This window comes from Clostridium lentum (assembly GCF_014287815.1).
GTDB lineage: Bacteria > Bacillota > Clostridia > Clostridiales > Clostridiaceae > Clostridium > Clostridium lentum.
This window is the reverse complement of the sequence record NZ_JACOOQ010000001.1, coordinates 261,665-274,334: the sequence shown is the minus strand read 5'-3', so window position 1 is coordinate 274,334 and position 12,670 is coordinate 261,665. Positions and strand designations below refer to the sequence as shown.

Sequence of the window (12,670 nt, the reverse complement as noted above, 5' to 3'; positions counted from 1 at the left end):
TTAATTTGAATTTATCTAGTAATTTTTTGTTTCTTCTTTTATCCTTTTTACTTCTTCAACAGATATTCCTGTACCTTTAGCTATAGTTTCTACATCAATACCAAGAAGTAAAAAGCTCTTTATATTTTTAATTTTTTCATTCTTCTTACCTTCTTCTATTCCTTCAGCCCTTCCTTCAGCCCTTCCTTCAGCTCTTCCTTCAGCTCTTCCTTCAGCTCTTCCTTCAGCCCTTCCTTCAGCTCTTCCCTCTTCTGTAGCTTTTATAATAGCACTAGTTTTATTTAGCAATGATTCTTTTCTTTTTTCATAAATACTTCTCTCTCTAGAGTTTGCACTTAATCTAATTAGTTCTTCTTTTGCTTCTCTTATTTCTTTTTTTGACATCTCCAAATTAGCAATAACCTCACCTTCTGGATTATTTATAAACTCTATCCAAGCTGTTAGCATATCTGTTATTTCTTGTGAATTTTTAACTTTTTTAAGCTTTGGTATTTCAATAAAATGAATTTCCATTACATCTGTTAACTGTTCATTTGTTTTAATTTCTTTTAATCTATATGCATTATGATACCTATTATTTTTCAAATACTTAAAATCTAATATATTTATACAAACTGTTTTAGCTAATTTTTCATAGTTATCACCTTGAATAATTTGTTCTTCATATAATTTACTCCAATAGTAAAGACTTCGTTTTATCATATTATATTCATTCTTTACCTGTATTTCTACATTAATATATTCTCCACTATTTGTTATAGCTTTTATGTCTAACCTACTATACTTATCTTCTATATGTTCTTTTTCTATATCTGAATTTTTAATTTGTACTGATTTTATAGGATCAATAGGCTCCATAACTGCATTTAAAAAAGATATTAGTATTTCAGGATGTTTTTCATTTCCAAATATTTTCTTAAATACAAAGTCTATTTTAGGACTTAATAAAACTCTAGGCATATACTAACACTCCATTACATAATTTATTTAATTTATTATATCATTTTTTATTTTAATTCTTAATATTATTTTTCTATATAATTTATAACATGTTTTATTATCATATTAATACTTCCATCACCATTTCTTTGAATTTCAAATTTGCTATTATCATGATAAGTTTCTTCATCAATATATAAATCAATATCTTTATCAATTTTTAATCTTACACGCTTTAACTTCTTTTCAACCCAAGCCTTATCAACAGATACTTCTTCTTCAATTCCTTGACCCTTGATAAAAGCAGAAAAATCTTGTTTTGCATTTGGCTCATTATGGAATAATTGAGTAGCTAAATCTTCTATATTAATAGAATCATCTTCTTTTAATCTACTTTTCACAGCTGTTCTTATTTTTTCAGCTTTTACTGCATCTTCTGTTATATTGCTTCTTGTCCATGCTTCTGTAGCTTTTAAAAATGTCTTTGTCATATCTCTATTATTAGCTACCACTGAACATCCTAAGAAATGATTCATGAAATAATTAGCACCATATTCTTCATCATCTTTAGATTTTCTTTGTTTATCTATAACGTATAAATCGAACTTATTCTCTTCTCTTATTGGCTTTATAAATGCAGCTTTTTGAATTCTTTGACCACTACCTGGCAGTCCTGCCATTTGTGGAACTATTCCTATTCCTATTTTATCTTCAACAAAATCTACTTGATGAGTATAGTTTTTAACATAATCCATTTTAAGTATACCTATCATTGGTCCTTGATCTGTTATTAAAGAAACAACAATTAAATCACATGATGGAATATTAGTATTACCATTCATTATGGCAAATAACTGTCTTGCTAGCTCCTTAGAAAGATTCACTATATCATGATCTACACCATTTAAATAATCTTGTACAATTTCTTTAACTATATTTCTTTCTTCATTAAAAACAGCTGTTTTTAATTCTTCATCTTTAAAACATTTTTCAATATGTCTATATAAAAACTTATATATGTCTTCTGTAAGCTCTAAAGTAAATTCATTTAGAACTGGATCAATACCATTACTATCTAAAATATGTATTACTGCTTCTTGAATATTTATATCATTAACGTATTCCATAAATAAACACTCCTTATTTAAATACTTCTACTATTATATAATTATATTTTTTGATTGTATACTTCTACTATTTCCCTTAATGGACACATCCTTTCTTAACTAAATATTATTTTACTTAGTTCATCTTAATGTGTCCACTACTTTATACTAACACCGACTATAGTATTTTTAAACTATAGTTTTTTGTTATAATAGAGGTTATACTTATAATAAAAAAAACTATTGTATAAGGAGTATATTATGACTGAAAAATTACTTATTATAGATGGTAGCAGTTTGCTAAGCACTAGCTTTTATGCCACTGCTACTGCTTACTTAATGGCCAAGACTGATGAAGATAAAGAAAAGGCCTTAGAAAGGCTTATGAAAACTTCTGATGGAAGATATACTAACGGTGTATTTCCTTTCATGAGAACGCTTTTATCTTTAATTAAGAAAAACCAACCTACTCACTTAGCTGTAGTATGGGATGTTTCAAGACAAACTTTCAGACAAGAAATTGCTGGTGGTACATATAAAGGTACAAGAAAAGCAACTCCTCATCCATTAAAAGAACAGTTTATTAGTACACAAAACCTTCTTCAAGGAATAATACCTCAATTCTTAAGTGGAAGAGATGATGAAGAAGTTTATGAAGCTGATGACTTTGCTGGCTCACTGGCAAAAAGATTTCAAACTGAAATTCCTGTCTTTCTTCACACAAAAGACGAAGATTATCTTCAATTAGTCGACAGCAACACTAGAGTATGGCTAGGTAGCAGCAAAGCTGATAAGATGTTTGAAGATTTAAATTTAAACAGACAAGAATTTAACGTACCTGATGGCTTCTTTGAATTTACTCTTTCAACCTTAAAAGATATAAAAGGATTAAAGCCATATCAAATAGTTGAATATAAAGCTCTTTGTGGAGATACTTCTGATAATATCCCTGGTGTAAAAGGCGTTGGTGAGAAAGCTGTTATTCCACTACTACAAGAATATGGAACTATTGAAGCTATCTATGAAACAATTGAAAATTTGAGTGCTAGAGAAGAAAAAGAACTTAAGAAATTCTTCAAGGAAAGCTTAGGTATTGGTCGTTCTCCAATTTCTTATATGCTAGCTGATGGTGTAATTGCCTTAGGAAATGGTGATAAAATTAATTATAATGCTATTTTTGATGAAGTTACTGAAGAAGATACTATTTTACAACCTTTATTTGAAGAAAAGCTAGGAAAATTAAAATTCCCTATAAGACTTTCTAATGCTGAAGATATAGAAAAGCTAAAAAATGAAGAAGTATTTGGTATACAATTATGTGCTAAAGAATCTGCTTTCATGAGTAAAGAGCTAGCTACTATAAAAACTGATATTGAATCAATAGCCCAAGTTAATCTTGATGATATTAAGCTAAATATAGATTATACTGAGCTTAAAAATAGATTATTAGATTTAGAAATTAAAACACTTATATAGTATAGGAGAAATTTATGAAAGAATTAGAAACAAGAATTGTTGATATTGATGTAGAAGATATAAGATCAAAATTATTAGCTCTAGGTGGTGTAAAAGTAAAGTCAGAAGATCAAGTAAATGAGATTTATGATTTTTCTGATGGAAGATTACTGCAAGCTAAAGGATATGCAAGAATAAGAACTATAACTGATAGACTTACTAATAAAGAAACAATCTTTATGACAACAAAAAAAATGATAAGCCAAGATACATTTAAAGTTATGGAGGAAAATGAAACCATAGTTATGGACGCTGAAATGTCTAGAAGAATCTTCTTATCCCTAGGTTTAGAACTTAAAGAATCTATCAAAAAATATAGAGAAAGTTATAAATTAGAAAATTCTCTTGTAGAAATAGATATTAATGATAAGAACTTTTGTCCTTTCCCCTATATTGAAATAGAAACTGATTCTATTGAAAACTTAGAAAAAGTAGTTACTGCTCTTGGATATACACTGGCTGATACTACTTCACAAACAATTTATGATATTCTAGCAGAAAGAGGAATCACCAGTTCAACACCAGGCAGATAAAATAAATTTTTTCATATTTATATGATTCTTTGAATATTCTATAGTGTAAGCAAATATCCTCCTAAAAATATAAAAAACTATGGAAAGACCATAGTTTTTTTATTTTATAATTTTTCTCTTCTTTTAGATGACTTAATAAATAATTTCTCCAACGCTTCCTTATCTTCATCTTCTATACATTTAAGTATCTTATTGAATTCTACCTCAAAAGCTTTCATAGATTTTAATAAATTATTCTTATTTCCTAAAAATAATTGACTCCATAATCCTTCATTAATATTAGCAATTCTCGTTAAGTCTCTATAGCTATCACCAATAAAACTTCCTGTATCTCTTCCTTCTTCATCGCTATTAATAAGAGCAACAGCCAATGCATGAGGAAGCTGACTGGTAAAACCTATCATTTCATCATGGTATTTAGGCGTTATCACCTTAATATGACTAAATCCTAAATCATAAACAATCTTTTCTATTATCTCAATGTTAGATTCTTTATTCTTTTCAGTTATGGTAATTAAATAATTAGCTCCTTTAAAAACCTCATCACTAGCATATTCTATACCCTTTTTTTCTCTTCCAGCCATGGGATGACCAAAGACAAAATCAATATTTTCTGGCAATATACTTAATACTTCATCAATAAACAATTCCTTAATCCCAGTAACATCATTTATTATAGCTCCATCTTTAAAATTATGCTTATTATCTTCTATAAATCTTTTGATTAAATTAGGATATATGCCTAAAATAATAATATCTGCTTCCTTAATTACTTCTTTTCCTTCAACATATCCTTCTTTAATTATGCCTATTTCTTTAGCTTTTTTTAATGTTTCAATATTAGTATCTATACCATAAACCTCTTCATACCCAGCATTTTTCAATGCCATGGCATAGCTACCACCAATAACCCCTAACCCTACTATTACTATTTTCATAAACTCTCTCTTCATAAAAAAACAAGTTTTTTCCCTTCCATTTCTGCTATTACTTTTACCTTCTTCATAAGTTCATCAAAAGCAGCTGGCTTAATTGATTGTTGTCCGTCACTTAATGCACATTGTGGATTATTATGAACTTCTATCATAAGTCCATCTGCTCCAACAGCTATGGCAGCCTTAGCAAGAGGCTCAACTAAATACCAGTATCCAGCAGCATGGCTTGGGTCAACTATTATTGGTAAATGTGATAATCTTTTCACTACAGGAATTGCACTTAAATCTAAAGTATTTCTTGTGTAATTTTCATAAGTTCTTATTCCTCTTTCACAAAGAATTACATTCTCATTTCCACCAGCCATGATATACTCAGCAGACATTAACCATTCTTCAATAGTTGCAGCAATTCCTCTCTTAAGAAGTATTGGCTTATTAGTCTTACCTAATTGCTTTAATAAATCGAAGTTTTGCATATTTCTTGCTCCAACTTGAATCACATTAACTCTATCAACAAATTCATCAATATAATCTGTAGACATTATTTCTGTTACTATATTTAACCCTGTTTCTTTTTTAGCAATTTCTAAAAGTTTTAACCCTTCAAGTTCAAGGCCTTGGAAACTATAAGGTGATGTTCTTGGCTTAAAAGCCCCTCCTCTTAAGAAATTAGCCCCTGAGTTCTTAACTGCTCTAGCTATCTCTAAAATTTGTTCTTCACTTTCCACTGAACAAGGACCTGCCATTACGCCAAGATTTCCTCCACCAATTAAAGTGCCATTTACATTTATTATACTGTCATCAGGCTTAAATAATCTATTAGCCTTTTTAAATGGATCTTGTACTTTTAATACTTTTTCTACGCCTTCAAAAGTTAAAATCTTATCTGAATCTATTTTAGAAGAATCTCCTACTAATCCTAAAATACAATATGTACCTCCCTTAGATACATTGACTTCTACGCCATATTTCTCTAAATTACTTTTTACAAAATTAATAGTATCTTCTCTTACTGTGGGCCTCATTACTACGATCATATACTTACCTCCAACTACATCTATTTTATAATTTCAGCTAAATTTTTCGTCTCATACTAAAATTCTTCTACCATTATTGTATATATTTTAGCATAAAAAATATGCTAATTATATATTTTCACATTAGTAAATACCTATTTTTCCATAATATAATGTATTTTTTAGCATAGGAATTTTTTTAAGTTATATTTTTATCCAAGACTATTTTTTCTACAAAACTCTTCAACATACTTTTTAAACATCTTCATTGTTGGACTTTGATATTTATTTTTTAAAGTAGCCATATAAATATACCTTTTATGCTGTGGATTAGATATTGGCAATATCTTCACATTAAAGTATTTTAGTGCTGTAATTTTAGGAACTATTGATATACCATATTTAACTTCCACCAATCCAGCAATGGCATTATTTTCTTCCACTTCACAAATGATATTAGGCTTATTATCAACAGCTTTAAATAATCCATCGATTATCTGTCTTATTCCACTTTTATTACCAAAAGCAATAAATGGATATTCACTTATCTCTGCTAAATCTACCGAACTCTTACTGGCCAAAACATGGTCTTTATCTACTATCACTACTAACTCCTCTTCCATTATAGGTGCAAACTCTATTTCTTCTTCATCTTTAGCTATAGATGAAAATACTATATCATATTTTTCACTTTTTAAATCCTTTAATAAACAGGATGTAGTTCCTTGTCCAAAAGTAAATTTAACTTTTGAATTCCCTTCTTCATTTATAAAGCCATTTACCAACTTAGGTACAAATTCAGGTCCTAAAGTAAATATATATCCCAATTCTACGCTACCAGTTCCTATACCTATTAGCTCTTTAATTCTTTTTTCGCCTTCTTCTAATTCTCCTAATGCTCTCTCTACATATTCATAATATATTTTTCCATATTTAGTAAGTTTAATATTTCTTCCATCTTTTTCAAAAAGATATGTGCCAAGTTCCTTTTCTAAAGTTGACATTGCATGACTTAAACTGGGTTGAGTTATTGCTAGCTCTTCTGCAGCTTTAGTATAATGCTCCATTTTGGCTAATACTCTAAAATATCTTAAATAATTTAAATTCATCTTTTTCTCCACCTATAAAATATAAATAAATATTTATTATATCTGAAATTATAGCACTTTTTAATCCATTATATATATTAATAAAAATAAGCCAATGCAAAATATTAATTTTACATTAGCTTATAACTATATCTTATAATCTTCCTATTCTCTTTAGTGTATCTGTTATATTTCTACCTTCATCAACACCTTCAATAATTCTTCTAGCTCTTACACTATCACCAATATTAACAACTTCTACTCCATTAGAAGCAAATTTTTCTTCTAATTCATTCATTAATGGTGAATAAGCTCTCATTCCTAAACATACAAATCCAAAATCAAATTCTAATTCCTCATCTACACCATCTTTATTAATAATAAAACTATTTGGCTTAACTTCTAATAATGAAGTGTCAACTCTTACGTCAACTTCTTTTTTCTTTAACATAGATAAGAAATCTATCTTACTTATAAAATCTAATCCATTTCCTACTGCTGGCATTCTTTCAACAATTGTTACACAAGCACCTTTATTAGCAAAATATTCAACAACATCAAGCCCAACAGCTCCTCCACCAATTACACCAATCTTCTTACCTTCTAATTTCATTGCTTCGAATTCTTTAATATTTTTTATAAATCCAAAGATAGACATTACTTTTTCATTTTCTTTATCAACTACGTTGTGTAATCCAGTAATTGGAGGTAATAGAGGGTTTGAACCTGTAGCATTTACCACTACATCTGGTTTTAAATTTTCTATTGCTTCTATCGTTGCAGTAGTATTAGTAAATATATATAAATTCTTTAATTTTTTAGCTCTGTTTATTAAATAATCTGGGAAATCATTTATTCTATCTTTAGCTGGAAGTTTTGCTATTTCTCTTGCTAATCCTCCTAAGTATGGCTTAGCTTCAAATAAGAATGTAGTACATCCTACTTCTGCAGCAGTACAAGCTGCTTCAAGTCCAGCTGTTCCTCCACCTATAACTACCACATTAGTAGCCTTGTTTACTTTTAATTCTTTATGAGTATCTCCAAATATTACACTTGGATTAACTGTACATCTTACAGGTCTATTTAATCCAATTCTATGTCCTGAACAAGCAATATTACAAGATATACATTTTCTTAATTCATCTTCTCTTCCACTTTTAACCTTATTAACCCATTGTGGTTCTGCTATAAGTCCACGTCCTATAGCCACCATATCTGCATGTCCTTCTTCAATTATTCTTTCAGCAATCTTAGGATTTCTTATATTTCCTGATGTTATAACTACTTTTTCTGGATACTTTTCTTTTACAGCCTTAGCCATGTATGAACGCCATCCATCTTCTAAATAGTTAGCATCTATTTGATATTGAAGTGAATCATTTAAAGCTGCTGATACATTTAAAATATCTGCATCTTCTTGTAAATATTCTAGCATTTCTAAAGAATCTTCTAATGTATTTCCACCTTCAACTAACTCTTCCGCACTAAATCTAAAACTTATTGGAAACATTGGTCCTACAGCTTCTCTTACAGCTTTTAAAACTAATCTTGCAAATCTAGTTCTATTTTCAACACTTCCACCAAATTCATCAGTTCTTTTATTATACACAGGTGATAAGAATTGACATAGTAAATATGAATGTCCACCATGAATTTCAACAGCATCAAAACCTGCAATTTGAGCTCTCTTAGCAGCTTCTGCATATTTATGTACTATTGCATGTATTTCTTCTATTTCTAAAGGTCTTGGCACTGCCCCTCCAGTTTTTGATGGTATATTAGAAGATGATACTGGAGTATTTCCCTCTATTCTACCTGGAACTGCTGAAGCACCTGAATGATTAATTTGAATAGCTACAGACGCACCCTGTCTATGTAACCTTTCTGTTAATTTAAATAAATTTGGAATATATCTATCATGATCTAATCTTATTTGAGTTGTACCGTTTGATCCTAAAGGAAAGTCTACACAAGCATTTTCAACTATAATAAGACCTGTTCCACCTTCTGCTCTTTTTTCATAATATGTTATATGCTCATCAGTAAAATCTCCCATAGCTCCACCATAATTTGTTCCCATAGGAGGCATTGCTACTCTATTTCTTACTGTCATATGTTTAATTGTTATAGGACTTAAAAGGTTTTTGTAATTATTCATATATATCTCCTAACTATAAATTTATTTATCATTATCTTTGCTTATAAATATTGCTAAATCATTAATTTCTTCATTGAAATAATTGTTATTTTAATCACGTTAATTATTTAACGTTATATTTATTATATTGTACCTTTCATCACTATTCCAATTGATATTAAGCACATTATTTATAGATATATTCTATAGATTACTTATTAACACCTAATTTTTGTCTATAAATTTCCAATTTCATTTTATTCTTATAATAACAATAAAAATAGGAGTAGCTAAAACTTACCACTCCCCTTTTTCAAGTTAAAATATATTTTTTTTTATATATTTTAATAAATATTTTCTATATGATATTACTATCATTATTCTTCTTACATTTTTTTAATCATTTAGAATTTAATGCATTTATTATTAATTTATATGTTAAAAATTTAATTTTTCTTTTTTTCAATCTTCTCTTTTTATAAATATTTTTAATATTTATAAAAACTATTTCTCAATATATAAATCTACTAATTCACCACCAACTATATTTCTAATACTATTATAAATTTCTTCACTGGCATTTAGCATTTTATTTCTTAGCTCATCAGAAACTTTTATTATCTCTGTTCCACTCTCTTTAATAACATCTATTTTTTCAGATACTCTTACATCGGAAGCTTCTCTTGCATATTTAATAGCTGCTTCCGATGCAGCATCTATTATTTCCCTTTGCTCTTTAGTTAATTCTTTATAAAACTCTTCACTAACTATTAATGATATTAAATGTGCTAAATGATTGGTTTCAACAATATATTTCTGTTGCTCATACAATTTATTAGATACAATTACTTCATAAGGATTTTCTTGTGCATCTATAGTATTTTGTTGAAGTCCTATATAAACTTCACTGAAAGTCATTGGTGTAGCACTTGCTCTTATAGCCTTCCAAAACTCTATATGATTAGTATTTTCCATTGTTCTAATCTTTTGACCCTTAAAATCACTTATATCTTCTATGAGCTTATTAGTAGACATAACTCTGAAACCTTGATCAGCATATCCCATAAGTTCATACCCTGAATTTCTATAAGCCTTCTTCATAATTGATAAAAACTCCTTATTATCAACTACGCTTCTAACTTCACTGATATCTGAAAATGCACAAGGTAAATCAAATATTGCTGCTTCTTTAATAAAAGAAACCTGTGGTGCTGTATTTTGAACTACAAAGGGGATATCTCCATCCTTGCAACTTTCTAAAAGTTCTCTATCTCCACCTAATATACTATTAGAATATACTTCTATACGCATTTTTCCTTCACTAAGCCTATCTACTTCTTCCGCAAATTTTTCTGCTAATATCTGCGTTACAGTGTCTTCCGGGCTTGCTGTAGCAATTGGCCATGCATATGTTTGTACCTGTTCATCTTTTGATGCTATACTGCATCCTGTTAAACATATAGTTAGTATCATTCCAAGTGAAAAACATAATATTTTTCTTTTGCTTCTTTTCCTCATGACATACCTCCATTTTTATAACAGCATTAAACTTATTGATGGTATAAATGTAAATAATAATAATGCAATTAAGAAACAAATAATCATAGGAATAGATTTTTTAGCTATATCCATAACTGGCACATCAGTTAAGGAGCTTGCCACAAAAAGATTAATTCCTATTGGTGGTGTAATAAAACCTATAGCTAAATTTACAATCATAATTACTCCAAATTGAATTGGATTTACACCTATAGCGGTAACTATTGGTAATAATATAGGTGTTAATATAAGAATTGCTGGAGTGGTGTCCATAACCATTCCAACTGCCAATAACACTAAATTTATAACTAATAATATAATTATTTTATTACTAAAATTAGTTAATATCCATTCACTTACAATCTGTGGCACCTGCATTAATGTTAAAACTCTTGAAAAAGCAACTGATGTTGCTAAAATAAATAATATTGGTGCAAAAGTCCTTATGGTTTCAACACAAACATCAAATATCTCTTTAATCTCAATACTTTTATATATAAAAACACTAAGAATTAATGCATAAAATACAGATATAACAGCTGCTTCTGTTGGTGAAGCCACTCCAGAATAAATACATCCTAAAATAATTATAGGTGATAATAAAGCAAAAAAGCTTTCCTTTAATAACTTAAACAAACCATTTTTTCTTAATTCACCTGTTACCTTATTAATTTTTTCTCTATCTTCTCCATACTTATTACAATATACAATTGAATATATCATTAATAAAGCTGCAATAATTACTCCTGGAATTATTCCTGCCATAAATAAATCACTTACAGATTCTCCTGTTGTTGTCCCATACATTATAAATGGTATACTAGGTGGAATAATAACCCCTAACCCTCCTGCCACTGCAACAATAGCTGTAGCAAATTTTTTATCATACCCAAGTTCACACAAAAACGGAATAGTCATACTTCCAACAGCTGCTACTGTTGCAGGTGCTGAGCCTGATATGGCACCATAAAATAAGCAGGTTACAATTACTGCACATGGAATACCTGCCGTAAATTTTCCTAAAAAATAAGAAAAAACATTAAAAAGCCTTTTTGATATTCCTCCTCTAGCCATCAATATTCCAGAGAATATAAACATTGGCACTGCTAAAAGAGGAAAGCTATCCAAACCTCCAAACATAGATCTAACTATATACTTAGCACTTACTGTAAATGAAGAATCTAGTATACCTGGTAATATTGATACAATTCCTAAAGATATTGATATTGGTATTGCTATCATCAAACATATAAAGAATATTAAAAATATAACCCCTGTCATCATATACTAAACCTCCCTAATAAATTTTAATTCTTCTATCCATCTTTGTATAATCCTTATAGAGACTAGTATAAAACTAAATAATGGTGCAGCCTGTATATAATACATTGGAATACCACAAGCAGGACTTGTTTGTCCACTAACTACGGCTGATTTTAAATAAAGATAAGCATATGGAATTAAAAATAAGAAAAATATTATTTCTATTGTATGATTTACTAACTTAATCATTGCTTTTCCTCTCTTAGGAAAGATAGATATAAATTGTTCTATTTTTATAGATATACATTTTTTTGTGCAATAACTTACACTAATGAACCCTGACCATATAAATAAATATCTAGTTATTTCTTCCGACCAAGCTAATGAATTACCTAATAAATATCTAGTAAATACCTGTATACCCATTATTAAAGTCATAGCTAATAAAAGAATAACTAGAATAAACTCTTCAAAGTTATCATCTAACCATTTAATTATCTTCATAACTGTTATTCTCCTTTACTTTTCTTTTGTAATATTACCATATTATTTCATTCATTGACAAAAGAGTTGTTAAAAAAAACTTCCTAAAAAAGTCA

Annotated in this window: 11 protein-coding genes; 2 read left to right on the top strand and 9 right to left on the bottom strand. The window is 28.8% G+C overall.

Translation table 11 applies throughout. The features are described from left to right. Positions 1-15: 15 nt before the first annotated feature. The gene (locus tag H8R92_RS01265) at positions 16-960 is read right to left on the bottom strand and encodes an Rpn family recombination-promoting nuclease/putative transposase (RefSeq protein WP_186834475.1); all 945 of its coding nucleotides are present in this window, start codon (positions 958-960) and stop codon (positions 16-18) included. 65 nt (positions 961-1,025) lie between these two features. Then, the gene (locus tag H8R92_RS01260) at positions 1,026-2,066 is read right to left on the bottom strand and encodes a nucleoid-associated protein (RefSeq protein WP_186834474.1); all 1,041 of its coding nucleotides are present in this window, start codon (positions 2,064-2,066) and stop codon (positions 1,026-1,028) included. A gap of 240 nt (positions 2,067-2,306) precedes the next feature. On the opposite strand from H8R92_RS01260, the gene H8R92_RS01255 reads away from it, so the two are divergent. Beyond that, entirely contained in the window at positions 2,307-3,521 is a 1,215-nt protein-coding gene (locus H8R92_RS01255; RefSeq protein WP_186834473.1) for a 5'-3' exonuclease, read from the top strand. Positions 3,522-3,535: 14 nt separating this feature from the next. Continuing rightward, on the top strand, positions 3,536-4,093 hold the full coding sequence (locus H8R92_RS01250) for a class IV adenylate cyclase (RefSeq protein ID WP_022212908.1): 558 nt from the start codon (positions 3,536-3,538) through the stop codon (positions 4,091-4,093). Between the two features lie 104 nt (positions 4,094-4,197). On the opposite strand, the gene H8R92_RS01245 is transcribed toward H8R92_RS01250, so the two are convergent. From H8R92_RS01245 to H8R92_RS01215, 7 genes are all read right to left on the bottom strand, one after another. After that, positions 4,198-5,031, bottom strand: coding sequence for a prephenate dehydrogenase (locus H8R92_RS01245; protein WP_186834517.1), 834 nt, complete (start codon positions 5,029-5,031; stop codon positions 4,198-4,200). Between the two features lie 11 nt (positions 5,032-5,042). Next, the gene (aroF, locus tag H8R92_RS01240) at positions 5,043-6,065 is read right to left on the bottom strand and encodes a 3-deoxy-7-phosphoheptulonate synthase (protein ID WP_186834472.1); all 1,023 of its coding nucleotides are present in this window, start codon (positions 6,063-6,065) and stop codon (positions 5,043-5,045) included. A gap of 191 nt (positions 6,066-6,256) precedes the next feature. Continuing rightward, positions 6,257-7,153, bottom strand: a complete 897-nt coding sequence (locus H8R92_RS01235; RefSeq protein WP_022212905.1) for a LysR family transcriptional regulator — start codon at positions 7,151-7,153, stop codon at positions 6,257-6,259. Between the two features lie 133 nt (positions 7,154-7,286). Continuing rightward, entirely contained in the window at positions 7,287-9,290 is a 2,004-nt protein-coding gene (locus tag H8R92_RS01230; RefSeq protein WP_186834471.1) for an oxidoreductase, read from the bottom strand. Between the two features lie 483 nt (positions 9,291-9,773). Continuing rightward, on the bottom strand, positions 9,774-10,787 hold the full coding sequence (locus H8R92_RS01225) for a TRAP transporter substrate-binding protein (RefSeq protein ID WP_186834470.1): 1,014 nt from the start codon (positions 10,785-10,787) through the stop codon (positions 9,774-9,776). Between the two features lie 15 nt (positions 10,788-10,802). Further along, the gene (locus H8R92_RS01220) at positions 10,803-12,092 is read right to left on the bottom strand and encodes a TRAP transporter large permease (RefSeq protein ID WP_186834469.1); all 1,290 of its coding nucleotides are present in this window, start codon (positions 12,090-12,092) and stop codon (positions 10,803-10,805) included. 3 nt (positions 12,093-12,095) lie between these two features. Next, complete coding sequence (locus H8R92_RS01215; protein WP_186834468.1) at positions 12,096-12,575, bottom strand: TRAP transporter small permease; 480 nt, start codon at positions 12,573-12,575, stop codon at positions 12,096-12,098. Positions 12,576-12,670 lie beyond the last annotated feature (95 nt).

Bases quoted from the DNA above. Each gene is read 5' to 3' on its own strand.
- H8R92_RS01265 (WP_186834475.1), bottom strand. From the start codon at position 960: ATGCCTAGAGTTTTATTAAGTCCTAAAATAGACTTTGTATTTAAGAAA.
- H8R92_RS01260 (WP_186834474.1), bottom strand. From the start codon at position 2,066: ATGGAATACGTTAATGATATAAATATTCAAGAAGCAGTAATACATATT.
- H8R92_RS01255 (WP_186834473.1), top strand. From the start codon at position 2,307: ATGACTGAAAAATTACTTATTATAGATGGTAGCAGTTTGCTAAGCACT.
- H8R92_RS01250 (WP_022212908.1), top strand. From the start codon at position 3,536: ATGAAAGAATTAGAAACAAGAATTGTTGATATTGATGTAGAAGATATA.
- H8R92_RS01245 (WP_186834517.1), bottom strand. From the start codon at position 5,031: ATGAAAATAGTAATAGTAGGGTTAGGGGTTATTGGTGGTAGCTATGCC.
- aroF (WP_186834472.1), bottom strand. From the start codon at position 6,065: ATGATCGTAGTAATGAGGCCCACAGTAAGAGAAGATACTATTAATTTT.
- H8R92_RS01235 (WP_022212905.1), bottom strand. From the start codon at position 7,153: ATGAATTTAAATTATTTAAGATATTTTAGAGTATTAGCCAAAATGGAG.
- H8R92_RS01230 (WP_186834471.1), bottom strand. From the start codon at position 9,290: ATGAATAATTACAAAAACCTTTTAAGTCCTATAACAATTAAACATATG.
- H8R92_RS01225 (WP_186834470.1), bottom strand. From the start codon at position 10,787: ATGAGGAAAAGAAGCAAAAGAAAAATATTATGTTTTTCACTTGGAATG.
- H8R92_RS01220 (WP_186834469.1), bottom strand. From the start codon at position 12,092: ATGATGACAGGGGTTATATTTTTAATATTCTTTATATGTTTGATGATA.
- H8R92_RS01215 (WP_186834468.1), bottom strand. From the start codon at position 12,575: ATGAAGATAATTAAATGGTTAGATGATAACTTTGAAGAGTTTATTCTA.